This is a genomic window from Rhodococcoides corynebacterioides NBRC 14404 (assembly GCF_001894765.1).
Taxonomy (GTDB): Bacteria; Actinomycetota; Actinomycetes; order Mycobacteriales; family Mycobacteriaceae; genus Rhodococcoides; species Rhodococcoides corynebacterioides.
Genome location: NZ_BCWV01000007.1, coordinates 78,933 through 103,286, shown reverse-complemented (window position 1 = coordinate 103,286; position 24,354 = coordinate 78,933). Strand labels below are relative to the sequence as shown.

The 24,354-nt window shown below is 69.6% G+C and carries 28 protein-coding genes and 2 tRNA genes; 12 read left to right on the top strand and 18 right to left on the bottom strand.

Features of this window, described 5'->3' with window-relative positions:
• The first annotated feature begins 64 nt into the window (after positions 1-64).
• Genes RC2_RS16055 through RC2_RS16045 form a run of 3 tightly spaced genes read left to right on the top strand, consistent with a single transcriptional unit; the run spans position 65 to position 2,461 of the window.
• Positions 65-1,219 (top strand): DNA cytosine methyltransferase, encoded by a 1,155-nt coding sequence (locus tag RC2_RS16055; RefSeq protein WP_068150263.1) that lies wholly within the window; start codon positions 65-67, stop codon positions 1,217-1,219.
• Positions 1,219-2,028, top strand: a complete 810-nt coding sequence (locus RC2_RS16050) for a hypothetical protein (RefSeq protein ID WP_068150193.1) — start codon at positions 1,219-1,221, stop codon at positions 2,026-2,028. The genes RC2_RS16055 and RC2_RS16050 overlap by 1 nt, the downstream gene beginning before the upstream one ends.
• A 7-nt stretch (positions 2,029-2,035) precedes the next feature.
• Complete coding sequence (locus tag RC2_RS16045; protein WP_068150196.1) at positions 2,036-2,461, top strand: very short patch repair endonuclease; 426 nt, start codon at positions 2,036-2,038, stop codon at positions 2,459-2,461.
• On the opposite strand, the gene RC2_RS16040 is transcribed toward RC2_RS16045, so the two are convergent.
• Both RC2_RS16040 and corA read right to left on the bottom strand, forming a co-directional pair.
• The gene (locus tag RC2_RS16040) at positions 2,458-3,018 is read right to left on the bottom strand and encodes a hypothetical protein (protein ID WP_068150199.1); all 561 of its coding nucleotides are present in this window, start codon (positions 3,016-3,018) and stop codon (positions 2,458-2,460) included. The two genes, RC2_RS16045 and RC2_RS16040, sit on opposite strands and share 4 nt — an antisense overlap.
• A 43-nt stretch (positions 3,019-3,061) precedes the next feature.
• The gene (gene corA / locus RC2_RS16035) at positions 3,062-4,078 is read right to left on the bottom strand and encodes a magnesium/cobalt transporter CorA (RefSeq protein ID WP_068150266.1); all 1,017 of its coding nucleotides are present in this window, start codon (positions 4,076-4,078) and stop codon (positions 3,062-3,064) included.
• 188 nt (positions 4,079-4,266) lie between these two features.
• On the opposite strand from corA, the gene RC2_RS16030 reads away from it, so the two are divergent.
• Both RC2_RS16030 and RC2_RS16025 read left to right on the top strand, forming a co-directional pair.
• Positions 4,267-5,364 carry a ferredoxin reductase gene (locus RC2_RS16030; protein WP_068150202.1) on the top strand — a complete coding sequence of 366 codons (1,098 nt, stop codon included), beginning with the start codon at positions 4,267-4,269 and terminating at the stop codon, positions 5,362-5,364.
• Positions 5,365-5,415: 51 nt separating this feature from the next.
• The gene (locus RC2_RS16025) at positions 5,416-6,828 is read left to right on the top strand and encodes a fatty acid desaturase family protein (protein ID WP_068150205.1); all 1,413 of its coding nucleotides are present in this window, start codon (positions 5,416-5,418) and stop codon (positions 6,826-6,828) included.
• 75 nt (positions 6,829-6,903) lie between these two features.
• Here RC2_RS16025 and RC2_RS16020 read toward each other — a convergent pair whose 3' ends face one another.
• From RC2_RS16020 to RC2_RS15990, 7 genes are all read right to left on the bottom strand, one after another.
• Positions 6,904-7,167 carry a lipopolysaccharide assembly protein LapA domain-containing protein gene (locus RC2_RS16020; protein ID WP_068150208.1) on the bottom strand — a complete coding sequence of 88 codons (264 nt, stop codon included), beginning with the start codon at positions 7,165-7,167 and terminating at the stop codon, positions 6,904-6,906.
• A 175-nt stretch (positions 7,168-7,342) separates the two neighbouring features.
• The gene (locus RC2_RS16015) at positions 7,343-7,513 is read right to left on the bottom strand and encodes a CsbD family protein (RefSeq protein ID WP_068106546.1); all 171 of its coding nucleotides are present in this window, start codon (positions 7,511-7,513) and stop codon (positions 7,343-7,345) included.
• A 140-nt stretch (positions 7,514-7,653) separates the two neighbouring features.
• Complete coding sequence (locus RC2_RS16010) at positions 7,654-8,343, bottom strand: ZIP family metal transporter (RefSeq protein WP_068150210.1); 690 nt, start codon at positions 8,341-8,343, stop codon at positions 7,654-7,656.
• Positions 8,344-8,406: 63 nt separating this feature from the next.
• Entirely contained in the window at positions 8,407-8,679 is a 273-nt protein-coding gene (locus RC2_RS16005) for a DUF202 domain-containing protein (protein ID WP_068150213.1), read from the bottom strand.
• Positions 8,676-9,026: a YidH family protein gene (locus RC2_RS16000; protein WP_068150270.1), complete on the bottom strand. Its 351-nt coding sequence runs from the start codon at positions 9,024-9,026 to the stop codon at positions 8,676-8,678. The genes RC2_RS16005 and RC2_RS16000 overlap by 4 nt, the downstream gene beginning before the upstream one ends.
• Positions 9,027-9,053: 27 nt before the next feature.
• The gene (locus tag RC2_RS15995; RefSeq protein ID WP_068150215.1) at positions 9,054-9,431 is read right to left on the bottom strand and encodes a DUF5313 family protein; all 378 of its coding nucleotides are present in this window, start codon (positions 9,429-9,431) and stop codon (positions 9,054-9,056) included.
• Entirely contained in the window at positions 9,428-9,883 is a 456-nt protein-coding gene (locus RC2_RS15990) for a MarR family winged helix-turn-helix transcriptional regulator (RefSeq protein WP_068150217.1), read from the bottom strand. The genes RC2_RS15995 and RC2_RS15990 overlap by 4 nt, the downstream gene beginning before the upstream one ends.
• 87 nt (positions 9,884-9,970) lie before the next feature.
• Here RC2_RS15990 and RC2_RS15985 point away from each other — a divergent pair, with 87 nt between their 5' ends.
• Entirely contained in the window at positions 9,971-10,504 is a 534-nt protein-coding gene (locus RC2_RS15985; RefSeq protein WP_139277447.1) for a thioesterase family protein, read from the top strand.
• Positions 10,505-10,522: 18 nt separating this feature from the next.
• Here the strand turns inward: RC2_RS15985 and RC2_RS15980 are convergent, their stop codons facing one another.
• The 3 genes from RC2_RS15980 to RC2_RS15970 form a co-directional block, all read right to left on the bottom strand.
• A complete protein-coding gene (locus RC2_RS15980) occupies positions 10,523-10,852 on the bottom strand; it encodes a YnfA family protein (protein ID WP_068150224.1) in 330 nt (109 codons plus the stop codon).
• A gap of 25 nt (positions 10,853-10,877) precedes the next feature.
• Positions 10,878-11,366 (bottom strand): FBP domain-containing protein, encoded by a 489-nt coding sequence (locus RC2_RS15975; protein WP_068150225.1) that lies wholly within the window; start codon positions 11,364-11,366, stop codon positions 10,878-10,880.
• Positions 11,367-11,522: 156 nt separating this feature from the next.
• A complete protein-coding gene (locus RC2_RS15970) occupies positions 11,523-14,351 on the bottom strand; it encodes an FAD-binding and (Fe-S)-binding domain-containing protein (RefSeq protein WP_068150229.1) in 2,829 nt (942 codons plus the stop codon).
• Positions 14,352-14,387: 36 nt separating this feature from the next.
• Between RC2_RS15970 and RC2_RS15965 the strand changes: the two genes are divergently transcribed.
• The 4 genes from RC2_RS15965 to RC2_RS15950 all read left to right on the top strand — a co-directional run bounded on the left by RC2_RS15965 (position 14,388) and on the right by RC2_RS15950 (position 17,653).
• Positions 14,388-15,248, top strand: coding sequence for an LLM class flavin-dependent oxidoreductase (locus RC2_RS15965; protein ID WP_068150231.1), 861 nt, complete (start codon positions 14,388-14,390; stop codon positions 15,246-15,248).
• Between the two features lie 124 nt (positions 15,249-15,372).
• Entirely contained in the window at positions 15,373-15,792 is a 420-nt protein-coding gene (locus RC2_RS15960; protein WP_068150234.1) for a fluoride efflux transporter FluC, read from the top strand.
• Positions 15,789-16,157: a fluoride efflux transporter FluC gene (locus RC2_RS15955; RefSeq protein WP_068150237.1), complete on the top strand. Its 369-nt coding sequence runs from the start codon at positions 15,789-15,791 to the stop codon at positions 16,155-16,157. Before RC2_RS15960 ends, RC2_RS15955 begins: the two co-directional genes overlap by 4 nt.
• Before the next feature lie 128 nt (positions 16,158-16,285).
• Complete coding sequence (locus RC2_RS15950) at positions 16,286-17,653, top strand: MFS transporter (RefSeq protein WP_068150240.1); 1,368 nt, start codon at positions 16,286-16,288, stop codon at positions 17,651-17,653.
• On the opposite strand, the gene RC2_RS15945 is transcribed toward RC2_RS15950, so the two are convergent.
• Both RC2_RS15945 and RC2_RS15940 read right to left on the bottom strand, forming a co-directional pair.
• Positions 17,584-19,029: a lipase family protein gene (locus tag RC2_RS15945; RefSeq protein WP_082895610.1), complete on the bottom strand. Its 1,446-nt coding sequence runs from the start codon at positions 19,027-19,029 to the stop codon at positions 17,584-17,586. The genes RC2_RS15950 and RC2_RS15945 overlap by 70 nt on opposite strands.
• 146 nt (positions 19,030-19,175) lie before the next feature.
• Positions 19,176-19,838, bottom strand: a complete 663-nt coding sequence (locus RC2_RS15940) for a TetR/AcrR family transcriptional regulator (protein WP_068150242.1) — start codon at positions 19,836-19,838, stop codon at positions 19,176-19,178.
• 336 nt (positions 19,839-20,174) lie between these two features.
• Here RC2_RS15940 and RC2_RS15935 point away from each other — a divergent pair, with 336 nt between their 5' ends.
• Complete coding sequence (locus tag RC2_RS15935) at positions 20,175-20,993, top strand: DUF8686 domain-containing protein (RefSeq protein WP_068150276.1); 819 nt, start codon at positions 20,175-20,177, stop codon at positions 20,991-20,993.
• Positions 20,994-21,069: 76 nt separating this feature from the next.
• Here the strand turns inward: RC2_RS15935 and RC2_RS15930 are convergent.
• The 3 genes from RC2_RS15930 to RC2_RS15920 form a co-directional block, all read right to left on the bottom strand.
• A tRNA-Arg gene (locus RC2_RS15930) sits at positions 21,070-21,142 on the bottom strand.
• A gap of 33 nt (positions 21,143-21,175) precedes the next feature.
• Positions 21,176-21,265, bottom strand: a tRNA-Ser gene (locus RC2_RS15925).
• A gap of 115 nt (positions 21,266-21,380) precedes the next feature.
• Positions 21,381-22,088, bottom strand: coding sequence for a dienelactone hydrolase family protein (locus RC2_RS15920; protein WP_068150245.1), 708 nt, complete (start codon positions 22,086-22,088; stop codon positions 21,381-21,383).
• 116 nt (positions 22,089-22,204) lie between these two features.
• On the opposite strand from RC2_RS15920, the gene hisC reads away from it, so the two are divergent.
• Complete coding sequence (gene hisC / locus RC2_RS15915; protein WP_072681625.1) at positions 22,205-23,269, top strand: histidinol-phosphate transaminase; 1,065 nt, start codon at positions 22,205-22,207, stop codon at positions 23,267-23,269.
• Here the strand turns inward: hisC and RC2_RS15910 are convergent.
• Positions 23,266-24,282 (bottom strand): alpha/beta hydrolase, encoded by a 1,017-nt coding sequence (locus tag RC2_RS15910; protein ID WP_068150251.1) that lies wholly within the window; start codon positions 24,280-24,282, stop codon positions 23,266-23,268. The two genes, hisC and RC2_RS15910, sit on opposite strands and share 4 nt — an antisense overlap.
• Positions 24,283-24,354: the final 72 nt, after the last annotated feature.

The following is a 24,354-nucleotide window of genomic DNA, read 5'->3' as shown; positions in this document are numbered from 1 at the left end:
CCGAACGGCACCGGTCGGCGGGACGAGACAGGCGAAAGCGAGGACCGGCGTGGGCACAGGCACGATGGTCGGTCTCTTCGCCGGTATCGGTGGCCTCGAGCTGGGGCTGACGCAGCACGGGTGGTCCACCGAGCTCCTGTGCGAGATCGATCCCGGCGCCGGATCCGTCCTGCGCACGCGGTTCGCCGACGTGCCGCTGCACCGCGACGTCACCACCCTCCGGTCCCTCCCGGCGGGCACGGAGCTGGTCGCCGCGGGCTTCCCGTGCCAGGACCTGTCCCAGGCCGGCCGTACCGCGGGGATCACCGGAGCGCGCTCCGGACTGGTGGATCAGGTCTTCCGCCTCGTCGCCCGGCGCCGCGGCCCGCGGTGGCTGGTCATCGAGAACGTTCCCTTCATGCTGCAACTCGGCCGAGGCGCCGCCATGCGGCACATCACGCACGCGCTCGAGGACCTCGGGTACACGTGGGCGTACCGGGTGGTCGACGCCCGCGCGTTCGGACTCCCCCAGCGCCGTCAGCGCGTGGTGATGCTGGCGTCGCGGACCGAGGATCCTCGAGAGGTGCTGTTCGGCACCGACTCCCTCGTGCCGCACCCGGTCGAGTCCGAGTCCGTGCCCTGCGGTTTCTACTGGACCGAGGGAGTCCGTGGGCTGGGGTGGGCCGTGAACGCGGTTCCCACGCTCAAGGGGGGATCGACTCTCGGCATCGCGAGTCCGCCGGCGGTGCGTCTGCCCGCAGGTGAACTGGTGACGCCCGGCATCACCGACGCCGAGCGTCTCCAGGGTTTCGACGCCGGGTGGACGGCGCCGGCCGTCGACGTGCCCGGGGTGCGGGCCGGCCACCGCTGGAAGTTGGTGGGCAACGCGGTGAGCGTGCGCATGGCGTCGTGGATCGGCGAGCGGCTGGCCGACCCGATGGTGTACGACGCCTCCGCGGACGTGCCGATCGTCCCGGGGCAGCGGTGGCCGACGGCGGCGTGGGGTCGTGACCGCCGGGCCTACCGGGTTCCGGTCGGCACCTGGCCCGTCGAGAACCCGTACGAGGATCTCGCGGACTTCCTCACGGAGCCGAAGTTATTGTCGGAGCGGGCCACCGCCGGGTTCCTGCGCCGTGCGCGGTCCGGCAACCTCCGCTTCGAGCCCGGGTTCCTCGACACCGTGGACGCGCACCTCGAGCGCATGCGAGCAGAGGACCGCGAGCCGGTGCGCGTCGCCTGATGTACCCGCTCACGTTCGCTCTCGACTTCTCCGGCGACCGCCCGTCCCCCACCGCCGATCGCGGGGAGAAGAAGAACTACGCCCAACGGCTGTCCAACCACCTCGCGCAGGTGGTCGCGGACGGTCTCCGTCCGCGCTACCCGGCGATCACTCCGGACGCCCACGGCGTGGGGCAGGAGGCGCAGGTCGACGTGGCCAAGGGCCGCAAGCGGCTCGACGTCAAAGCGCTCGACCCCACCCTCGGACTCATCCTGTGCGTGTCCATCAAGACCTACAGCTTCCAGGACTACAGCCCCACGACCGGACGATTGGGCCGGTGGACCAAGAACATCGTCCGCAACGACCACGAATTACGCGGCGAGGCCATGGTCCTGCACCAGCGACAGCCGTACAGCGTGCTCGTTGGCGTGATGTTCGAGCCGTGGTCCACCTGCGAGGACGGTGATCCCACCAAGTCCAGCGACGTCGGCAAGTCGTCCTTCGCGCACCATGTCACGACGCTCGCGAAACGATGCGGGCGCGGGAAGCGGCCCGTGGTCGGCAGCAGTGAGCGGGCGTGGGTGGACCTCGGGGCCGAGGACACGCGCTACGACCTGTTCGAGAAGGTCTTCATCGGGCTGTACGAGCCGGACGGGCCGTACCGCGGAGACGTCCGGTTCTTCGATGTCGAGGACGCACCGCCCCGCAACGGGCGCCCTCCCGAGCGGTCCCTGCTGCACTTCGACGAGTTCCTCGACGTGGTGCATGCCGAGGTGGAGCGGCGAAACCGCTTCGCGCCCAGCTGGTCCGAGCCGGACGACGAGGACTGACGCCGCCATGGCCGAGCGTCCCGGCACCGATGCGGCCACCAGTGCGCGGCTGTCGAAGCAGCGTCGTCGGGACACCAAGCCCGAGCTCGCGCTCCGCCGGCTGCTGCACGCAGCGGGGCTGCGCTATCGCGTCGACTGCGCCCCTCTGCCCGGTATGCGCCGCCGCGCCGACGTCGTCTTCACCCGCGCGCGGGTGGCGGTGTACGTGGACGGCTGCTTCTGGCACAGCTGTCCGGTGCACGCCACCCGCCCCCGCAACAACGCCCAGTGGTGGGCGGACAAGTTGGCGGCCAACGTCGCTCGCGACCGAGACACCGACGGACGATTGGCGGATGCCGGGTGGACCGTGGTGCGTATCTGGGAACACGAGGACCCGGCGGTCGCGGCGGAGAAGGTCATCACGACCGTCCGGGCGGACCGAACGAGCGACTAACGCTCGTGACGCCCGCCGGTGTCCGGCGACTGCGGAGTGACCGGACCGCGATCGTGGCCGTACCGCTCACCGACAGCCTCCGAACCGGTGCCGTCGTGTGCGTCGCCACGCACGGTGCCGTCGTGTGCGTCGCCACGCACGGTGCCGTCGTGTGCGTCGCCACGCACGGTGCCGTCGTGTCCGTCGCCACGCACGGTGCCGTCGCGCCCGTCACCACGCACGGTCGGATCGAGCTTGTTCGCCCGCTCCCACTCCTTGTCCAACTCGTCGCGGCTGCTGGCGGCCTCGCCGCGGTGCTCCTGTGCGCGCTGCGCGGCGAGCCTGGCTTCGGCGGCCTTGGCGTCGGCCTCGGCGGCGGCGCGGCGAGCGTCGGCCTCGGACTTCTGCGCCAGGGCCTCGCGCTGCTCCACCTCCGCGGAGCGCTCGGCCGCCTGCTCGCGGATGCGCTCGGCTTCCTCGAGTCGCTTCTGCTTGCTCTTCTTCGACAGCGCCACCGCCACGGCGGCCAACAACAGCACGACGACAACGGCCACGACGATCCACACGGTGGTGTTCATCCCGGGCGGCTACCCGGGCGGGGCCCCGTTCACACCCGCGCGGTCACAACCACTTCTGGCGACGGAACACCAGATAGAGGACGCAGGACGCGATCAGCATCGTCGTCACGGCGGCGGGATACCCGAAGCGCCAGTGCAGCTCGGGCATGTGGTCGAAGTTCATGCCGTACACCCCGGCGATGAGTGTCGGCGCGAAGAGGATGGCACCCCAGGACGAAATGCGCTTGACCTGTTCGTTCTGCTCGAGGCTCACCTGCGTCATCGCCCGCATCTCGTCGTTCTGCCGCTGACCGACGAGGGTGGTGTGCACGGACAACGCGTTCTGCAGCGTCGCGCGGAAGGAGTCGACGCGCTCGGTGATCCGGATGGCGTGGTCGAGCACGTCGCGCAGATTGCGCCGTAGTTCGAGGTCCACGTTGTACTTCTCGGACCCGCGGCCGAGAGCCTCGATCATCGCGACCAACGGGTGGGTGGCGCGCTGGAACTCGATCACCTCGCGCGAGAGTTCGTAGATGCGTCGGGAGACGTCGGGATCGCCGTCGAAGAGCTGGTCGTCGATCTCGTCGATGTCGTTCTCGAGCCCCTTCACCACGGGCTCGTATTCGTCGACCACCTGGTCGAGAATCGCGTAGAGCACGGCCTCGGCGCCCTGCTGGAGCAGCGCCGGTGCGTCCTCGAGACGGCGCCGCACCACGGAGAGGTTGGGCGACTCCGCGTGTCGGATGGTCACGACGAAGTCCGGACCGCAGAAGACGTGGACTTCGCCGAACTCGACCTTCTCCGTCTCGTCGATGTAGCGAGCCGGATGCAGCACCACGAAGAGCTGGTCGCCGTACCGTTCGAGCTTCGGCCGCTGATGCGCGGACACCGTGTCCTCCACGGCGAGCGGATGCAGTCCGAACTCGTCTGCCACCGACGCGATCTCGTCGTTGTCCGGCCGGTAGAGGCCGATCCACGCCATGCCGCCGCACTTGCGGAGCAACTCGTAGGTCCGATCGAGACTCTCCGGCTGCTCGGTGCGCGCACCCTGTACGTACACGGCGTTGTCGACGATGGTCACGTCGTCCTCCTCACCCTTCGCTCGGTGCTCGGCCCCCGGCCCGTCGAGGAGTCTGTCACGGTCGGAAGCGCCGATCTCGAGAGACTTCGGAGGTTTGAAACGCAGGACATGCGCACCGCGTCTCCGCACCCGCCCGACTATTGCGTGTTCGGACACCTGTCACCGGCGGTGACAGTACCGTTGGCGCCATGGCTGAACGCGGTGCACGCCCCCAGGTCTCGGTCCTCCGGCGAACCATGCTCAAGGCGTTCAAACATCTGTCGAACCCGCTGCGGCCGGACGACTACTTCGAGATGATCAATCCGCTGTGGACGACGCGGGAGCTCCGGGGGAAGGTCGACCGCGTCGAGCGGGAAGGCACCGACGCCGTCTCGGTCTTCATCAAGCCGGGGTACGAGTGGGGCGGCCACGAACCCGGTCAGTACCTACGACTCGGCGTGCTGATCGACGGTCGCTACCACTGGCGCGCGTACTCGCTGACCTCCGATCCGCACGGCGACAACGGCCTCATCTCCGTCAGCCCCAAGCTCGTCCCGGAGGGCACCGTCTCGCCCTTCCTCGTCGAGAAGATCAAGCCGGGTGACATCGTGCGGTTGAGCGAGGTCGAGGGTGTCTTCACGCTTCCCGACCCCGTACCGGACAAGTTGCTCTACATCAGCGCCGGCAGCGGCATCACGCCGATCATGAGCATGCTGCGCGAGCTCGACCACCTGGATCAGATGAAGGACGTCGTGGTCATCCATTCCGTCCACAGCCGCGATCAGTGCATGTTCTCCGACACCCTCGAGCGGCTCGACCGCAAACACTCCACGCTGCAGCTCGACATTCGCGTCACCGAGGATCGCGGCCGCATGAAGGCGTCCGATCTGGACGAGTTGTGCCCGGATTGGCGGGAACGGCAGGCATTCTGCTCCGGACCGGCCGATCTGTTGGACGATCTGAAGGCGTGGTGGAAAGAGAACGGTGATCCGGACAAATTCCACAACGAGAGTTTCCAACCCGTCATCGGCAGCGGTGACGAGGAGGGCGAGGGCGGCACGGTTCGCTTCCTGCGCAGTGACAAGGACGTCGAATGCGACGGTGGCACACCGATTCTCGCGGCCGGCGAAGAGGCGGGACTGGACCTCAAGTTCGGCTGCCGCATCGGCATCTGCCACACCTGCACGGGCACCCTGAAGAAGGGGCGTTTGAGGGACTTGCGGAACGGGGAAGTCTCCGAACCTACGGGGCAGGCAGTACGCATCTGCGTCAACACTGCCGAGGGAGACATCGAGATCGATCTCTGACGAGACCGGTTGCCATTACCGCCACGCGGTATCTACAGGGGAGGAATCGTCATGAGCGTCGACACGAGCCGGACGAACGACATCGTCAGTCCACTCGCTCATCTGAGCGACGAGACCATCGAGGCATTGGCCAAGGAATTCGACGCCATTCACGACGAGGTCTACGCCGACCTCGGCGAGCGCGACCGCAACTACATCACCACGGTCATCGCGGCGCAGCGGCAGCTCGCGGTGGCCGGCCGCGTGATCCTGTTCGGGTCGAAGTCCAAGACGGCGTGGGTCGCCGGAACGGCGTGCCTCGGAATCGCGAAGATTCTCGAGAACATGGAGATCGGCCACAACGTCATGCACGGCCAGTGGGACTGGATGAACGATCCGGACATCCACTCGTCGGTGTGGGACTGGGACACCGCGTCCACTGCCGAGGCGTGGAAGCACTCGCACAACTACGTGCATCACACGTACACCAACATTCGCGGCAAGGACAAGGATCTCGGTTACGAGATCATGCGCATCGATCCGCACCAGAAGTGGACGCCGGTCTACCTCGCGCAGCCCTTCTACAACTTGCTGCTCATGGCGTTCTTCGAGTGGGGCGTCGCGCTCCACGATCTCGACATCGAGGCGATCCGACGCGGCGAGAAGCCGGTCAAGGACGTGCTCACCGATCTGCGCGGTATCGCCACCAAGATGCGTCGTCAGATCGTCAAGGACTACATCGGCTGGCCCGCGGTCAGCGCGGTCGCCTACGGCGCCGCCCAGGTGGCCACCGGTGGCCGAGTCTCCGGCCGCGGCAAGTCCAAGCTCGGCAAGCGGCTGCGTGACGTGAGTTCTGCTCGCGGGGCACGTCGGGTGGCGTCGGTCCTCGATCGACACGGTGCCGGCATCGAGCAGACGTTCGTCAACACGTTCGCCGCGAACTTCGTCGCCAACATCATCCGTAACGTGTGGTCGCACGGGATCATCTTCTGCGGCCACTTCCCGGACCAGGCGTACACCTTCAGCCAGAAGGAAGTGGAGAACGAGACCCGCGGCGGGTGGTACGTCCGCCAGCTCGTGGGTGCCGCCAACATCGAGGGCTCCGCACTGTTCCACCTGATGTCCGGCAACCTGAGCTACCAGGTGGAGCACCACCTCTACCCGGACATGCCCAGCACCCGGTACAAGGAAGTGGCGCCGAAGATCAAGGACATCTGCGAGCGGTACCAGCTGCCGTACAACACGGGACCGCTGTCCAAGCAGTGGGGCACTGTGCAGCGCACCATCATTCGGCTGGCGTTCCCCGGCGGAAAGCCGCGCCCGAAGCCCGGCCCCTACCGCGGTGAGCGCGTCGGCGGCTCGTCGTCTCAGCCGAGCGAAGCAGCCCGCTTCCGCAATCGCGTCCCCGCGGGACATCCGGACGCCGGCCCCGAGCACAACGGTGGCGGCGTCGCGGCGGACATCCCGCCGCGTGGCGACGACTGACACCAGGAACACGAAAAGAGCCGCCCACCGATTCGGTGGGCGGCTCTTCTTCTGTCGAACCGTGCGAGACGACTGTCAGCGCACCGCGCGACGGACGCGCAGCGCACCGGAGACGAAGAAGGCGATGACCGCGCCGACGACCGCGGCACCCAGCAGAGCAACGCCCTGGCTCAGGTCGAGGTTCCACCCGAGAAAGTCGATGGTCGTGGAGTTCGAGTTCTGGAGAACGAAGATCACCAGAGCCACGACGAGCACGAGCGAGAGCAGCAGGGACAGCGTCGAGAGGAATCCTCCGGCACGCTTGCGTCCGGTATGCGTGGTGTGGGCGGTATCGGTCATGGTCGTGCCTTTCGCAGAGCCTCCAGCGTCCGCCGGGGGCGATGATGAGGGGGTTACTCCGACCCGAGGATCACGAAACATGTCCTCGCGGTACGGAATTCGGTGTACCGGGTAGAGAAGACACGAGAGGCGCCGAACCCACTCGGGATCGGCGCCTCTCGGAGAACGGGGAACCTTACTTGAAGGCGTCCTTCACGTTCTCGCCGATCTTCTTCGCGCCGGCCGAGCCCTGATCCTTCTTGCCCTCGGCCTCGAGGTCCTTGTTGTCGGTGACGTCACCGACAACTTCCTTGGCCTTGCCGATGGCGTCTTCTGCAGCGTTCTTGGCCTTGTCGACGAATCCCATGAGATGTCCTTTCTCTCGATGCGACGGCGTCTCCATCGCGTTCTGGATATGAGTCGAGACGACTCGCCGAAAGCGCACGCCCCCGTTCGGTGATGCCGGTCACATTCGTGTATCGAGCGGTCACAGGTAGTTGTCGGCCCTCAACCACCCAGCGCGAATGCGACGAGGAACCCCGCCGCCGTGGACAGGCCGACCCACCAGCCGCCGTCCTTGTACGCCTCCGGCATGAGAGAGTCGGCCAGCACGGCCAGGGTCGCGCCGCCCGCGAACGCCTGCACCGCGGAGATGCCGACGTCCGGAATCGCGTCGGCAAGCGCGTGTCCCACCACCGTCACCACCACGAGCACGGCGGCGGTCAGCGACCAGAGCGCCATCGCCCGCGATGCGGAGAACCCGTGCCGGGCCCGCATCAGCGCCGCGCCACCGACTGCTTCGGGCACGTTGCCGACCGCGACGGCCACCAGCAGCACCAGTCCACCGCCTGCGGTGAGCGAGACGCCGAGCGCGGTGTTCTCCGGAACGCCGTCCAGGATCGTGCCGAGCATGAGCGCGGGACCGATCGCAGCCGGGCCCAGACGATTCTCGATCAGATGGTTGGCCCCGACGTAGACGCCCGCTCCCGCGATCAGCGCGAGGCCCGACACCACGATGCCCGCCTGCGTGAACGCGGGTTCGAACAGTTCGGACGACACGGCGGCGATCATGGTCCCGGCCCCGAAGGCCATCAGTGCCGCCAGCGCCCGCTGCGGGAGCGACCAGCGCAATCCGATCGCGGCTCCGATGACGAGCGGTAGGGCGGTGCCCAGTCCGTACAGCAGCGCGGTCAACATGGGACACGGTTTCTCACCGGTCCTGCGTACCCCCACCCGAGTGACGTACGCACCATGGTCCGCTCACCGCAGGGACGCGGCCGCCACGGCTGCGGCGAGCACCAGCAACGCCACGACCAGCACCCCGTGCCGCAGGGCGCGGTTCGGTGCGGCGAGGACGACGACCACGACGACCCCGGCGACGACGGCCACCGCCGCGGCCACGACGACCGCCATCGCGCCGCTCACCGTCCACTGCGACTGCACGGCCCGCGCGACGATCAACGACGTCGCCGCCACGGCGAGCGCGGTACGCCGCCGCGCGAGCACGGTGCGTTCCGGGGCCAGTCCGGTCACGCCGCGAGGCCCACGAGAAAGACCACCACGGCGACGGTCAGACCCAGGGCCAGCACCGCCGTCGTCGCCGGAACGGGGAGGGACTCCCGTCGTCGCAACGCGATCTCCACGCGCATCCACCGCACCAACGAGGTCGCTCCGACGACGGCGGACAGCACGGCGAGCCCGACCACCAGCGCGGCGTGGACCGGTCCCGGCACCACCCGATCACCGAAGGCCTCCAGGGCCGCCGCGGCGGCGAGCAGGCCGAGAGCGGTCCTGATCCAGGCGAGGAAGGTGCGCTCGTTGGCGAGGGTGAAGCGCGGATCCGGATCGGTTCCACTGCGGAGGTCGCGAGGGCGTGGCATGCGCACGGGTGCAGTCTCCCGGGTGGATCAGCGGCCGGGGCGCCACCGCTCGTAGTTGCGACGCTCGCGTTCCTCACGGGCGACCTTCTTCGGATTCTGCAGATCCGGCGACAACCCGTGCGCGGCCAGTCGGCGCCGGCGGTTCGGCTCCATGTAGGCCAGGGAGTAGAAGAGGGCGAGCAGCACGGCGAGCAGGATCATCGCTCCGCGCAGCCACAGCTCGCCGGGGAAGAGCAGGAACGCCAGAAAGATCGGCAGGAACGGCACCATGCTCCGGATCAGGTGGCGCGGCACGGCGGTGTCCCCGATCAGATCGTTGCGGACCCAGCCCTGCAGCTCCGGGGGCAGCGTGCGGCCGACGGAGTAACCCAGCCACTGCACGGGATTCGGACGACGAGCACTCACTGATCGGTCCTCTCGGGAACGGTATCGACGTGTCGGTTGATCACCGCGAGGGCGGCGTGCAGTCGTTCGAGGTCCGCGACGTCGACCCCGAGGGCGTCGATCACGCGGGCCGGTACCGCCTCCGCCTGCGCCCGGAGGGCCTGTCCCGCGGCGGTGAGCTCGACGACCAGCCGTCGCTCGTCGTCCTCGCTGCGTCGACGGGTCAGCAGGCCGCGGGCCTCGAGGCGTTTGAGCAGCGGCGTGGCCGAGGCGGGATCCAAGCACAAGGTCCTGGCGATGTCCCCGGCCGACCGCGGCGATCGCTCCCACAGCGCGAGCATGACCAGGTACTGCGGATGCGTCAGGCCCAGCGGCTCGAGCACCGGGCGGTAGACCCCGAGTACCGCACGGTTGGTGACCGCCAGGGCGAAACACACCTGACGGTCGAGCGCGAGTGGATCGGCGACGTCCATGATTCGACTCTACGCCAACAATTAGTGGTCCAACTATCGGCCGCATCACAGGTCGGGCGCCGCATGGGGCAGAGTGGGCGCGTGCTGATGTCCCTTCGCGCGTTGCGCCAGATGGTGCCGTGGCGCGCCGGGCGCGGCCCGGTCCGTGCCGACACCACCGTCACCTGGTTCCGAGTCGCCCCGTCCGACCTCGACGTGCTGCTGCACATGAACAACGGCCGCTACCTGTCGATTCTCGACGCGGGCCGGGTCGACATGTTCGTCCGCGGCGGACTCTGGACCGCCCTGCGCCGCGAGGGTTGGCATCCCGTGGTGGCGGCACAGTCGATCACCTACATCGCCTCGCTCACGTTCTGGACCCGATTCTCCGTCACCACACGCCTGCTCGGATTCGACACCAAGAACGCCTATCTCGAGCAGACGTTCGACGCGGGCGGGCGTACCTGCGCATCCGCCGTCGTCGCCCTGCGCATCCTCGACGGGCAGGGGCGCTCGGTTCCGAGCGCGCGCGTGCGCGAGCTCTTCGACCCGGCCGCGGCGCCGGTGCTCGTCGACGACCGCGACATCCCGCTGGGACGACGGACGCAGCACGACGTGGTGACGACGTTCGACGGTCCCTGACCGATCTCGGGTGGTGGGTCAGCGCGGCGAATACATGATGATCGCCACGCCGACCAGGCAGACGAGCGCGCCGGTGACGTCGTACCGGTCGGGCCGGAACCCGTCCATCACCATGCCCCAGGCCAGGGACCCCGCGACGAACACACCGCCGTACGCGGCCAGAATCCGGCCGAACTCCGCGTCCGGCTGCAGTGTCGCCACCAGGCCGTAGGCTCCCAGCGCCACCACACCGACGCCGATCCAGAGCCAGCCGCGGTGCTCCCGGATGCCCTGCCAGACCAGCCAGGCACCACCGATCTCCAGCACCGCGGCCGCCCCGAAGAGCGCGATCGAACGCAGAACGGTCATGCGCGAAGGGTAGAGGCCCGACCGCTCAACCGCGCCGCACGCGATCGGCGAAACTCGCGCTCGTTGCGCGCAGCGCGGCGATGCGCTCCTCGCGTGCCGCGTCCATGTCGTATCCGGGGAACGGCCGCGGCGGATCGCGCCGGACGTTGGCCGAGCACTGGAAGTCGCGGCAGACGAGGGTGCCCACGGTGCTCCCCCGCTTGCCCGCCGGGCCGGCGAGCTTGGCCGCGTAGAAGACGACGTCGTTGGGCAGTCGAACGTCGCGGCACCAGGAACACTGCGTTCGGGTGCGGGGCGTGGCGTCGGCCTGGCGCAGCAGGATGCCGATCGGCTCACCGTCCGGCGCGGGGATCACGGCGTAGGCGCGGCCGTCGAACTTGGTGTCGCGCCACCCGAGGTAGTCGAGGGCATCGAAGTCCACCGCATCGAGGTCGGGGATCGAGGCGTCGGAGCGTTCCTTCCGGCTGGCGTTGACGAAGGACGCGCGCAGGTCGGACGAGGACAGAGTGTGCATGAGGAATCAGCCGTTCGGGATGCGGGCGCACGGGGCACCCGGGTGTCGTCAGGGTACGAGCGATGACCGGTCGTCGCGGGGAGCGAGACCGGTCGGGGCGCGGTTACCTGATGCCGGCGCCCGAAGCGCCGACCACCTCCGATTCGAGGATCGGGTTCATCGTGGACACACGTCGACGGTAGCACCGGCGAGCAGTTGGGCGAGGTGCACTCCGCGACGCTCGGTGAGGTCCGCCAGTTGCGTGCGGCACGAGTAGCCGTCCGCCAGCACGACGGCGGCGTCGTCGGCCGCCCGCACCGCGGGGAGCAGATGCTGGTCGGCGACGGCGAGGGACACCTCGTAGTGCCCCTTCTCGACACCGAAGTTCCCGGCGAGACCGCAACACCCACCGAGTCGTGTCACCTCGGCACCCGCCGCGGAGAGCAGTGCGGCATCGGTGTCCCAACCCATCACCGCGTGATGGTGACAGTGCGGCTGCGCCACGACGGTGGTACCCGTCAGGTCCGGCGGTGCCCACCCCCGCTCGGTGAGCAGCTCGGCGAGGGTGCGGACCCGGCTCACGACGGCCTCGGTGGCGGGCGCTCCCAGCAGACCGGACGCGTCGGATCGGAGCGTTGCGGTGCACGACGGCTCCATGCCCACGATCGGCACGCCCGGTTCGGCCGCGTCCTCGAGCCGACCCACCGTGCGCCGGAGAACGCGGCGAGCCGAGTCCAGCTGCCCGGTGGTGATCCAGGTCAGCCCGCAGCACACCGGCCGGGCGGTGATGCGGGGCGCGAAACCCGCTGCCGTCAGCACCTGCACGGTGGCGATCCCGACGTCCGGAGAGAAGTGGTCGGTGAAGGAATCGACGAACAGGACGACGGGGTCGCCGTCGATCGGACGGTGGGACTCGGTGCGAGCGAACCATTCTCGGAACGTCTCGGTCGCGAAGGTCGGCAGCGTGCGTCGACGATCCACGCCGGCGGCCGCCAGCGCAGCGCGACGCACGGGCGGGAATCGCAGCACCGCGTTGACGACGCCCGGGGCACGACTCGCGAGGCGCGCCCACTGCGGCAGGCGACCGAGCGCGTAGTGCGACGCCGGCCGGAGTCGCCGCCGGTAGGTCTGGTGCAGCATTTCCGACTTGTAGGTCGCCATGTCGACGCCCGTCGGGCAGTCCGACGCACACCCCTTGCAGGACAGGCAGAGATCGAGGGCGTCGTGCACCTCGGGCGAACGCCAGCCCTCGGTCACCAGCGAGCCGACGGCCATCTCCTGCAGGACCCGTGCGCGACCGCGGGTGGAGTCCTTCTCCTCCCGTGTCGCCAGGTACGACGGGCACATGACGCCGCCGACGGCCGTGGTGTCGACCCGACACTTGCCCACCCCGGTGCAGCGGTGGACGGCCTGCGTGACGTCGCCGCCGTCCTCGTCGAAGCGAAAGCCACTGCGGCGCAACGGTAGCGCCATGGGTACGCGAAGGTCGGCATCGAGGGGGCGGGGGTCCACCAGCACGCCGGGGTTCAGGATCCCGTCCGGATCGAACACGTTCTTCACCGCGGCGAAGAGATCGAGCGCGCCGCCGGAGTACATCAACGGCAGCAGTTCACTGCGCGCGCGACCGTCACCGTGCTCGCCGGACAGCGACCCGCCGTACGCGGACACCATCGTGGCGGCGGCATGCAGGAACTCATGGAACTCCCGCACTCCTCCGCGTCGATCGAGCGGGAAGTCGAGTCGGATGTGCAGGCACCCGTCGCCGAAGTGGCCGTACGGCAGGCCCGTCACACCCGCGTCGGCCATCAGCGTCTCGAAGTCGCGCAGGTAGCTGCCGAGACGCTCCGGCGGCACGGCCGTGTCCTCCCACCCGGCATGTGCGGGACGTCCGACGGGACTGCGAGCGGACAGTCCGGATCCGTCGGCACGGATGCGCCACAGGCGATCCGCCGACGCCGGGTCGGTGACGACCGCACTGTCGGAGGCCCCGCAGTCGCGCGCCAGCTCGTCGGCGCGGGCGAACACCTCGTCCGGATCGTCCCCGGCGATCTCGACGAACAGCCAGGCCGCGCCGGCCGGGAGGGGTGGGACGGCGGCGGCGCCGAATCGGGTTCGGACCACGTCGACGATGCGGGCGTCGATGCCCTCGCACGCGGTGGGTCGGTACCGCAGCACGCTCGGGGTCGCGTCGCCCGCGTCGGGCATCTCGGGGTACCCGAGAACCACCAGGACGCGGTGCTCCGGCTCGGCCACCAGTCGCACCGTCGCGAGTCGGGTGATCGCGAGCGTGCCCTCGCTTCCCACCAGCATGCGCGCGACGTCCGTACCGCGCTCGGGCAGCAGGTGCTCGAGCGAATAGCCTGACACCTGACGGACGAAGCGACCGAATTCGGTTCGGACGGTGGCCAACCCGCGTCCCACGACGTCCCGCACCGCGTCGACGGTGACCGAGTCCGGCGGCGGCGCACCGCTCACCAGGTGCAGCCGCTCGCCCGTGCCCGTCAGCACGTCGAGGGCCGCGATGTTGTCCGACGTGCGGCCGTAGCCCAGAGCCCGGGTGCCGCACGCGTTGTTGCCGATCATCCCGCCGACGGTGCAGCGCGTCGACGTCGAGGGATCGGGGCCGAAGCGCAGCCCGTGGGGCGCCGCGGCTCGCTGCAGGACGGCCTGCACGACACCGGGCTCCACCACCGCGGTGCGGGCGTCGGGATCGACGGACACGATGCGCTGCAGATGCCGGGAGGTATCCATCACCACACCCGTCCCGACGGCGTTGCCCGCGATCGACGTGCCCGCGCCGCGCGTGGTCAGCGGCACACCCGTCCGCCGACACACGTCGAGGACGGCGTCGATCTCGTCGACGTGACGGGGGCGGACGACCACCGTCGGCACCACGCGATACAGCGACGCATCGGACGAGTAGGCGGCCCGCGTCGTCTCGTCGACCAGGACGTCGGTCACACCGACGTCGCGCAACGCCGAGGCGAGCAGATCCGGTTCCCTCACACTGCGGGACGCTACGCCGTGACAGGCTCGGTCACCATGACGACTCCCTTCATCGGCACCGTCTTCACCCCCGCCCACGATCCGACCCGTCTTCCGGCGGCCGTTCGCGCCGCCGAGGCCGCCGAGCTGGACGAATTCTGGTTGTGGGAGGACTGTTTCAGCCACGGCGGGCTGACCACCGCGGCCGTGGCGTTGGCCTCGACCACGCGGATCCGGGTGGGTCTCGGCCTCATGCCTGCCCCGCTGCGCAGCGTCGCGCTGACCGCCATGGAGGTGGCCTCGCTCCATCGCCTCTTCCCCGGCCGCTTCGTGCCGGGTGTCGGTCACGGGGTACAGCGCTGGATGGAGCAGGTCGGATCGCGGGCGGCCTCCCCCATGACTTTGCTGGACGAGTACCACGCCGCGCTGCGCGCGCTGCTGGCCGGCGACGAGGTCACCGTCGACGGTCGCTACGTCCGGTTGAACGCCGTGTGTCTGCAGTATCCCGTTCCCGGCGCGCCGCTGATGGTCGGCGGCGAGGGACCCAGGACCGTGCGATTCGCGGCGGCACGCTCGGACGGCACCCTGCTGTCGGCGGCCCTGACCGACGACCGGCTCCGCGCCGCCTGCGCGGAGGTCCGCGACGCCGCGTCGACCGACGATCATCCGATCGTCGCGCCGCGACTGGTCGCCGTGGGACCCGGTGCGGCGGATCGCCTTCGCGCCGAGGCTGCCCGGTGGGGGCGGGATTCCGCGGACGACATCGCCGTCGCGGGCGGGGCCGAGGAGATCGCCGCGGAGTTCACCCGACTCGGCGCGATGGGTATCACCTCGGTGCTCGCGCACCCCACCGACGACGAGCCGGACCTCGAGGGCTGGACCGCCGTGATCGGGGAGGCGGCGGCGCTGCTGCGGTGACGGCTGCGGTCCGGTCGTGACGCGCCGCTCGCAGAGCGGCGGGGACGATTCCCGCGGCCTTCGGCGCGTAGATTGATCGGCGCCGCCGACCGTCGGGGGACCCGACCGACCGCGAGGAGAGCGCATGCCCGGTTCCCCCGTCCGCATCGCGGTGCCGGTGAGCCTGGTCGCCGTCGGCGGAGGTCTGGGAACCGCCGTTCGGTACGGGGTCGAGTCCGCGCTGCCCCACACCGATACCGGTTGGTCCACCGGCACATTCGTGGTGAACGTCGTCGGCTCGTTCGTGCTCGGGCTCCTGCTCGAGGCGTTGTCTCGGCGAGGATCGGACACCGGCCCACGCCTGCGCCTGCGCCTGCTGCTCGGCGTCGGATTCTGCGGCGCTCTCACCACCTACAGCACGTTCGCCCTCGAGATCGTGGAGTCGCTGCGGCGGGGCGCCGCTCCGCTCGCCGCGGCGTACGGCGCGGCGTCGATCGTGGCGGGCCTCGCCGCCGCGGCGGCCGGCATCGCGGCCGCCGGGGCCGTACGAAGGTCCTCGTCGTGACCGCGGTGCTGGTCGTGCTCGCCGGCGCCCTCGGTGCCGTCGCGCGGTTCGCCGTGGACTCCGCCGTGACACGCCGGTGGCCGACCACGATCTCGTGGGCGACCGTCGGCATCAACGTGTCCGGCTCGTTCCTGCTCGGGGTGGTCGCCGGAGCCGTCGCCCTCCACTCCGCGCCGGATGCCTGGCAGACGGTGGTCGGAACGGGATTCTGCGGCGGCTACACGACGTTCGGCACCGCGATGGTGCAGGCGGTCCGTCTCACACGGTCGACGCGGCTCGGCGCGGCGGCGATCGGGATCCTCCTCACGCTGGGCGCGTCGATTGCGGCGTGTGCCGCGGGATTCGTGGTCGCGGCGCAGTTCTGAGGCGCCCCGGGGGCGTGGTCGAGCTGCGCCCGACACCGATATGACGATTTCTTGACGATCATCACACCTGCAGCATACTGTGACCGCACTCACTGCTCGACCTCCCACTCCGGAACGAGGAAACGCCCATGACGCGTCCCCGACCCACGAGACAGCGCTCCGGCCTGCTGGTTCTCGTCCTCTGCTTCGTCACCATCGTCTTCGACGGGTACGACCTGGTGGTCTACGGATCGACCGTTCCCACCCTGATCGCGTACGAAGGATGGGACCTGGACACGGGGTCGGCGGGTCTCATCGGCAGCCTCGCTCTCGTGGGCATGCTGCTCGGCACACTGTCGGTCGGCCTGGTCACCGATCGATTCGGGCGCCGTCGCATCATGATCGGATCCATCGCCTGGTTCTCCGTCTGCATGCTCGCCACGGCCTTCGCCCCGAACGAGGTCGTCTTCGGCGTTCTCCGATTCCTGACCGGCATCGGTCTCGGCGGCGTGGTGCCCACCTGTATCGCTCTCACCGTCGAGTTCGCGCCGAAGAGCCGCCGTCAGATCTCGAACGCCGTGATGTTCAGCGGCTACTCCGTCGGCGGCGTGGGCGCTGCGCTTCTCGCGATCGCACTCCTGCCCGAGACCGACTTCCGCGTGCTCTACGCGCTCGGCGCCCTGCCGTTGATCACGCTGCTGCCCATCGTCGTTCGCTACCTCCCCGAATCGGTGTCCTATCTCGCCGCCACCGGTCGCGAGGACGAGGCCCGTGACGTCGCCGCCCGGCACGGACTGGTCTACGACGACATCGTCGCGCCGGTTCCCGCCGCATCAGCGGTCGGCGCCGTCGACACCGCGCCCGCGGTCTCGAGCATGCGCGAACTCTTCACCCCGCGGTGGCGTCGCTCCACTCTCCTTTTCGCCGCGGCCAATTTCTGCGGCCTGCTGCTGGTCTACGGCCTCAACACCTGGCTCCCGCAGATCATGCGCAGCGCCGGCTTCGCGCTCGGAAGCTCGCTCGCGTTCCTCCTGGTGCTCAACCTGGGCGCCATCGTCGGCGCGATCAGCGCGTCCTTCGTCGCCGATCGGATCGGCGTGCAGAAGGTGGTCACCGCGTCGTTCCTTCTCGCCTGCGTCGCCATCTTCCTCATCAGCCTGAATCTGCCCGCGGGACTGCTCTTCCTGTTGGTCGCGGTGGCCGGCCTCGGCAGTGTCGGCACCCAGATCCTGGTGGGCGGGTTCTGCGCCACCCACTACCCGCAGAAGCTGGGCGCCACGGCACTCGCCTGGTCCTTGGGGGTCGGCCGCATCGGCGCCATCTGCGGTCCGCTCCTCGGCGGCCTCATCGCCGGGTGGGCGATGGGATACCAGGTGAACTTCTACGCCTTCGCCGCGGTGGCCGTGGTCGGCGCACTGGTGGTCAGCTCGATCCGCACGCAGAACCGTCAGGACCCGATCGGCTCTCCGAAGAGTCCCGCGACGATCTCGCCCACCGCGTCGACCCAGACGGGGTAGGTGCGCTCGTCCAGAGCCATGGACCCGACGTCGGTGGTCCGGCAGCCCGGTGCTGCCGGAACACCGGCGAAGCGGTCCCGCAACCACAGGACCGCGCTCGGGAACGCGATGACCTCGAGGCTGAGATGCTCACTGAAGTGGTCGCGCGTGTACGTGACGTTCGCTCCGGAGCGGCTGCAGTACGCGTCCACCATCGCGTTCACCGGACCGATCGGCACCAACCAGTCCGGATTCGAGTGGTACACGTAGAGCGGCATGTCCGGAGTGGTACCGCCCAGAGTCAGCGGACCCAGCGCGCGTCGAACGACGGGGTCCTGCAACGGATCTCCGTCCGTACGAAGGAATCCCTTCAGATTCAGGAACGGCAGGAGCGCGGACGACCATCCGACGCAGAGGTCGTCCTTCGCGGCGAACAGAGCGCGTCCCGCAGGGTCGATGGTCCGGTCGAGGAACTGCGCGAGTTCCGGATCCTCGCGGCTCGCCCCGATGATTCCCGAGGCGACGATGCCCGAGCCGAGGGCATTGTTCGCGTTGTTCACCAGCGCCGCGACCTCGGCAGGGGTGCCGCCCTCGGTGACACCGACGATGTCGAGCTCGGGCGCGTAGGAGGCGGCCAGCTCGGCGGCGTGGCCGGTGGCGATCGCGCCGCCGGAGTACCCACTCATGCCGACCTCGGTGGCGACACCGGCGAGATCCATCGGCGCGAAATTCTCCGCCGCGCGAATGCCGTCGAGCGTGATCCTTCCCGCGACGGGACCGGACGCGAAGGCGTTGTTCGGCCCCTGGTGGTCGGGGACCGACACTGCCCACCCCTGGGCCAGCGCCGCCTGGACCTCGAGGAACTGCGCTCCGGAGGTCACCGCCCCGGTCACCGGCCACGGCACCGCCCCCTGCCGCATCACGTACGACGGCGAGCAGTACGCGGCGAGGGAGTCGACCGCCATCTGCACCGACAGCAGCGGTCGCGGTTCGGCGGCCTCGCCGCGCGGCCTGATGACGGTGGTCACCGCTGGGATCGGCTCGCCCCGGCCGTTGGTCGACCGGTAGGACAGCTGCCAGGCGTCGACCGGCGTCGGGACGACGTTGAGGGTGCCGAGCTCCACCGGGCGCGCGGCGATGATCTGCCCCGGCTCCGCCGCGGCGAGGACGTCGGCAGGCGGGTCGTAGAACTCCGTGTCGTATTCCGGACTCGGCAGGAACGGCGCGGGCACCGGCGGAATCGCCGGCTGCGCAGCGGCCGGTGCCGTGGCGACGGGCGAGACGGACAGCGCCGACGCCACGGCGAGCACGGCGACACTCGCCGTGATGCGCCCGCGTCGGGTCGAGAGGACGACGACCACTGGTGACTCATCTCCGCGTCGGGCCGCGATCGGCATGAACCGTGTGCCCGACGCAGACGAGACCCGGCACGGCTCACAATCTTGGACACGCGTGTCCGAGATCGTGCGAGGACTGTAGACCGGGTGTGGGGCGGAACACAATCACCGACCCGTCGACCCAGCGTGGCGCCCCGGGGACGTCGTCAGTCGGCCATGCGGTGCGGCGCGTCCAGGTCCGGGACGAAGGCACCGAGCACGGCGACCATCGTGTCGACGATGCGGTCGACCGGGGGGCGCGGGTCGGGCATGCGCGACCAGGTCGAGATCAACTCCGTCAACGCGCCGATGAACGCCGTCGCCGCGAACTCGTGGCCCCCCGGCGGGACGACGTCACCGCCGAGCTCGCTCCGCAACGTCGCTTCGATGAATGCCGCCCATTCCGTGCGACGACGGCTGCGGTGTCGTTCCACCGCGTCGCTCACCCCGAGCATCTCGAGGTACGACACGCGGGCCCGTCGAGGATCGCTGCCCAGCGAGTCGATCAGCGCGGTGATCGCAGCGACCACCAGGGCGCGTCGATCGCCGGTCCGGACCCCCGCCAGGGCGGCGACGACCGCGTCGCGGGCGTCGTCCTGCACGACGTCGTACACGTCCAGCAGGAGCTTCTCCCGATTCGGGAACTCGTCGTAGAACTGGCTGCGGGCGAGACCCGCTGCCGCACAGATGTCCGCGACCGACGTTGCGGCGTAACCTTTCTCGCCGATCACCAGGAGGCCTGCGGCGAGGAAGCGTTGCCGGCGCTCGGCGCGCCGGGCGGACAGCGCCCGGCCACCGTAGACGCGTTCACGATCATCGGCGACGTTCACCGCAGCAGCGTACTCGGGGCCCGAGTCGAGCACGGGAGACACGAGACGCGATCCCGTCCGACCTCCCCATCGGGCACCCCACGTCGGAACGGCCGATCGCTCCCGGAGGACGGGTAATCGAAAAGTGTGCCGAGTACGGCCACCGGCCGTTTATCGTTGCGCTCCTCTCCCCACGGCGGTGGAGAACCGAAGGGTTGGTCGGGACATGGCGGGTGCGTACAGCGGTCGGATCGTCCACGGTGCGAGCAGTCCGGACGGCGTCGATGACTGCCCCGCATTCCCGTTCGGACCGGCGTCGTTGTCGTCGGTGCGGTGGTCGCGGTCGTGAAACCGCGCATGACGCGGACCCGGTCGATCGCGATCCTCGCCCTCGTCGCGGTCGCCTACGTCGCGATCACCACGCTCTACCTGCTCGGGGCCCGCGACGTCGCCGACGAGGACGCTCCGCCGCCCCCGTCCGGCGGTGTCCTGGTCAGCCTCGACCTGGACGGACTGCGCGGCGAGACGTACTCGCTGGAGACCCGCGTGTCCATCGAACCGGATGCGGCCCTGCTGGATTCGACCGGCGAACTCACCGGCGCGGTCACCGTCGAGGTGCGCCCGGCGGCCAACACGGGCACGGCGACCTTCGCTCAGGGCACCCGCGCCGGCTCCGCTCCGGTCACGCTCTATCTCGACGGCGACATCCGGCAATGGCCGTTCGACCGCTACGAAGCGGCCGGACTCACCGTGGTCGCCACGATCGACGACGGGACCGGCCGGACCACCGTGCCCGTCGCCGTGACGGTGACGGACTCCATGCCGTCGTGGGTGACCGGACTGGTCGACGACGGCACCGGACCGGTGACCATCACCGCCGAGCGCACCACGGAGACCGTCGCATTCGCCGTCGTTCTCTGCCTCGTCCTGGTGGCGCTTCCCGTACTGACATTGTTCGTCTCCGTCGCGACCCTGCTGGGGCGCAAGCAGTTCCTGCCGCCGATCGTCACCTGGTTCGCCGTGATGCTGTTCGCGGTGCTGCCCATCCGCAACCTGTTCCCGGGCGCGCCGCCACTCGGGTCGCGCGTGGACTACGTCGTGGTGCTGTGGGTGGTGTTCGGACTCGCGGTGTCGCTGGTGCTCTACGTGACGGCCTGGTGGCGCCAGGGACCCTGACCGGCCCCTGACCGGCCCCTGACCGCCCCCGAATGGAACGATCCCCCACCCGGCCGAGCCGGATGGGGGATCTCTGTGCGCCCGAAGGGATTCGAACCCCTAACCTCTTGATCCGTAGTCAAGTGCTCTATCCGTTGAGCTACGGGCGCATGTCTTCTGTTGTCTCCGACCGAGGTCGAAGGTGGCGGAGGCGAGAGGATTTGAACCTCCGGACCCGGTGAAGGGTCAAGTCATTAGCAGTGACTCCCATTCGGCCGCTCTGGCACGCCTCCTGAGCCTTCTTCCGAAGGGCACCGGTCCTTTCGAACCGCCGAGAGAGAAGACTACACATGCCCCACAACGGACGCAAAACCGCAGGCCGACGGCGCCGCGGCGGTCCCGAACGACTCAGCGCAGATGGCTGTCGAACCAGTCGAAGATGCGGCGCTGGGCGTCGACGACCGCATCCTCCCCGGCGGTCGTCCCCGACTCGGGCGACACCTCGTCGGGACGGTGGTCCAGGCCGTCGTAACTGACGACGAGCGTCGCCACCGGGGCCTCGGCGACGGCGTCGCGGAGCCGGTCGACGTGCGCCGCCGGGATGCGCTCGTCTCCCTGTCCGTAGAGACCGAGCCACGGCGCCTGCAGGGACGGCGCCGCGTCGATCAGCGCCCGCGCGTCCGCCGTCAACGGCTCGACGATCCCCGGGGCGGCGACGCTCACCGCCGCACCGACGGGCCGGTCGGTGGCCACCAGCGCGGCCGCCGTCCCGGCGTCGTCGAACCCGATGACTCCGATGGTGTCGGCATACACGCCGTGACCCGTCAACCACGTCACCGTCGCGTCGAAGTCCTCGAACAGCGCGTCGCCGAACACCTCGTCGTCCGACGCGGCGCGGTGGAAGAGGTGTGGAGCGGCGACCAACCACCCGTCCTCGGCGAGCGCTCTCATGAAGTCCAGAAGAGCCGGGGAGAAGTCCCGTGACTCGTGCAGGACGACGATGCCGCCGCGCGGAGTGGAGGCCGGGCGGAAGGCCGTGAGCGGAACACGCTCCGCCGACTCGGTGCCGTCGTCCGCACGGCGAAGAGGGGCCGAATCCTCGATCGATGCCGTCATGGAACCACCGTAGAACCGACGCGCGCATCTGGCGAGAGCCTTCGGTGGTCCGACACCACTTCCGTGTCCTCCCGCCCGCCACCACCCACCCGTCGGTTCGCGCATAATCGGATGTCGTGACCGCTCGTACCCGCCCCGACCTCGACGCCATTCCCGGATACATCCCGGGACGAACCGTGGCGGGCGCGATCAAACTCGCCAGCAACGAGACGACGGCGGGGCCGCTGCCCAGCGTCCGGGACGCCATCACCGAGGCCGCGGCCGGGGTGAATCGATACCCCGACAACGCCGCGACCGCGCTGACGGACGCCCTCGCCGACTTCCTCGACGTCCCGTCGCCGACCGTCGTCGTGGGATGTGGCTCGGTGTCGCTGTGCCAGGAACTCGTGCAGGCGACGTGCTCGCCGGGCGACGAGGTGGTGTTCGGCTGGCGGTCGTTCGAGGCCTACCCGATCGTGACCCTGGTCGCCGGCGCCACCGCCGTTCGGGTCCCGCTCACCGACGACGACGTCCACGATCTCGACGCCATGGCCGTCGCGGTCACCGACCGGACGCGCCTGATGTTCGTCTGCAATCCCAACAACCCGACCGGCACCGTCGTCGACCCGGCGGATCTCGACCGATTCCTCGACGCCGTCCCCGACCACGTGCTGGTGGTCCTCGACGAGGCGTACTTCGAGTACACCGACCGCCGGATCGACGGTGTAGAGATCGGACGCACGCGCCCCAACGTCATGGTCCTGCGCACGTTCTCCAAGGCGTACGGCCTGGCGGGGTTGCGGGTCGGGTACGGCGTCGGAGCACCGTCCGTCGTCACCGCGATGCGGAAGGTGCACACCGCCTTCAGCGTGAGCTCGGTCGCCCAGAGCGCCGCGATCGCCTCCCTCGCGGCGTCCGACGAGCTGCTCTCCCGCACGGAACTCGTCGTCACCGAGCGGGCGCGACTGCGCGACGGTCTGCGCAGCGCCGGCTACCGCGTGGCCGACTCCTTCGCGAACTTCGTCTGGCTACCGCTGGGCGAGGCCTCCGGCCGTTTCTCGTCGGACGCGACCGATGCGCGAATCCTGGTGCGCGCGTACGGGGACGACGGGGTCCGCGTCACCGTGGGCGACCCGCACGAGAACGACGCGTTCCTCGACTTCGCCGCGGCGGCCGCGGACCGTTACGTCTCCACCGTCTAGACCCCGAGAGCGCGCGCAATCACGGGCCAGGAGGCGTGCATCTCGTCCTGCCAGTAACGCCACGAATGGGTGCCCCAGGGCTTGCGCACGATCGTCGCCGGCACACCGGCGCGGTTCAAGGTGTCCACGAACCCGTCGGTGCAGAGGTTGGCCGCCGCCTCGAGTGGGCCGCCGACCAGCAGCGCGTCCCACAACTGGTCCAGCGGCGAACCGCCGGCTTCGTACGGGCCGGGCAGACCCGTGCCCGACGACACGTAGATCTCCTTGCCGCGCAACGCGTCCACCCGCAGGCTCGGATCGTTGTCCGCCCATGCCGGATCGGAGTTCGACCCCCACATGTTGGTCGCATCCCCACCCGTCGACCCCACGGTCGTACGCACGGCGTTCTTGGTCTCGTTGCTGCGGTTGTCGTAACACCCGCTGAACGCGGCGATCCCGGTGTAGAGGGACGGGTGCTTGGCGATGAGGTTCATCGCGCCCTGCGCCCCCATCGACAATCCCATGAGCGCGTCGGTGCCGTTCCCGGAGAACCGAGCGTCGATCAGCGGGGGGAGTTCCCGCGTCAGGAACGTCTCCCACATGTTCACTCCGAGCACCGGATCCGGCCGCTGCCAGTCCGCGTAGTAGCTGCCCCGCCCACCGATGGGAAGAACGACGTTGACCGGCTTGTCGGCGAAGAAGGCCACCGCATCGGTCTTGGCGGTCCACGTGCTCTCGGTGTAGTTCGTCTCCTCGCCGGCACTCACACCGTCGAGCATGTACAGCGACGGACGGGGCACGGACCGGTCGGCCGGCAGGAGGACCTGGACCGGTATCTCCCGGCCCATGGACGGCGAGAACACCGACACCATCGCTCGCCGATCGGTCTGCATGGTGACCGAGACGACGCGGGCACCCGTGTCCCCGACCAGGGCCACAGGTCCGGCCGGATCGGCGGTGGCGACGGCCGGCGTGGCCATGACGAGCGTCGCCGTCGCCAAGCACGACGCGGCGAGGGCCGCGAGACGTCGCATGGTCGGTCCCTTCGTCGTGGGCGGGCAGGGGCCCCGGGGGCACGTGAGCGGAGCGACACGTCGGCGCGGAGC

Excerpts from the sequence above, each read along its gene's own strand:
- RC2_RS16025 (WP_068150205.1), top strand. The coding sequence starts at position 5,416 with ATGAGCGTCGACACGAGCCGGACGAACGACATCGTCAGTCCACTCGCT.
- RC2_RS15975 (WP_068150225.1), bottom strand. The coding sequence starts at position 11,366 with ATGCACACTCTGTCCTCGTCCGACCTGCGCGCGTCCTTCGTCAACGCC.
- RC2_RS16050 (WP_068150193.1), top strand. The coding sequence starts at position 1,219 with ATGTACCCGCTCACGTTCGCTCTCGACTTCTCCGGCGACCGCCCGTCC.
- RC2_RS15920 (WP_068150245.1), bottom strand. The coding sequence starts at position 22,088 with ATGACGGCATCGATCGAGGATTCGGCCCCTCTTCGCCGTGCGGACGAC.
- RC2_RS15960 (WP_068150234.1), top strand. The coding sequence starts at position 15,373 with ATGCCCGGTTCCCCCGTCCGCATCGCGGTGCCGGTGAGCCTGGTCGCC.
- RC2_RS16010 (WP_068150210.1), bottom strand. The coding sequence starts at position 8,343 with ATGTTGACCGCGCTGCTGTACGGACTGGGCACCGCCCTACCGCTCGTC.
- RC2_RS16015 (WP_068106546.1), bottom strand. The coding sequence starts at position 7,513 with ATGGGATTCGTCGACAAGGCCAAGAACGCTGCAGAAGACGCCATCGGC.
- RC2_RS15965 (WP_068150231.1), top strand. The coding sequence starts at position 14,388 with ATGACGACTCCCTTCATCGGCACCGTCTTCACCCCCGCCCACGATCCG.
- RC2_RS16045 (WP_068150196.1), top strand. The coding sequence starts at position 2,036 with ATGGCCGAGCGTCCCGGCACCGATGCGGCCACCAGTGCGCGGCTGTCG.
- RC2_RS15980 (WP_068150224.1), bottom strand. The coding sequence starts at position 10,852 with ATGACCGTTCTGCGTTCGATCGCGCTCTTCGGGGCGGCCGCGGTGCTG.
- RC2_RS16020 (WP_068150208.1), bottom strand. The coding sequence starts at position 7,167 with ATGACCGATACCGCCCACACCACGCATACCGGACGCAAGCGTGCCGGA.
- RC2_RS15985 (WP_139277447.1), top strand. The coding sequence starts at position 9,971 with ATGTCCCTTCGCGCGTTGCGCCAGATGGTGCCGTGGCGCGCCGGGCGC.
- RC2_RS16000 (WP_068150270.1), bottom strand. The coding sequence starts at position 9,026 with ATGCCACGCCCTCGCGACCTCCGCAGTGGAACCGATCCGGATCCGCGC.
- RC2_RS15990 (WP_068150217.1), bottom strand. The coding sequence starts at position 9,883 with ATGGACGTCGCCGATCCACTCGCGCTCGACCGTCAGGTGTGTTTCGCC.
- RC2_RS15950 (WP_068150240.1), top strand. The coding sequence starts at position 16,286 with ATGACGCGTCCCCGACCCACGAGACAGCGCTCCGGCCTGCTGGTTCTC.
- RC2_RS16030 (WP_068150202.1), top strand. The coding sequence starts at position 4,267 with ATGGCTGAACGCGGTGCACGCCCCCAGGTCTCGGTCCTCCGGCGAACC.
- RC2_RS15910 (WP_068150251.1), bottom strand. The coding sequence starts at position 24,282 with ATGCGACGTCTCGCGGCCCTCGCCGCGTCGTGCTTGGCGACGGCGACG.
- RC2_RS16040 (WP_068150199.1), bottom strand. The coding sequence starts at position 3,018 with ATGAACACCACCGTGTGGATCGTCGTGGCCGTTGTCGTCGTGCTGTTG.
- RC2_RS15945 (WP_082895610.1), bottom strand. The coding sequence starts at position 19,029 with ATGCCGATCGCGGCCCGACGCGGAGATGAGTCACCAGTGGTCGTCGTC.
- RC2_RS15935 (WP_068150276.1), top strand. The coding sequence starts at position 20,175 with ATGACGCGGACCCGGTCGATCGCGATCCTCGCCCTCGTCGCGGTCGCC.
- RC2_RS16055 (WP_068150263.1), top strand. The coding sequence starts at position 65 with ATGGTCGGTCTCTTCGCCGGTATCGGTGGCCTCGAGCTGGGGCTGACG.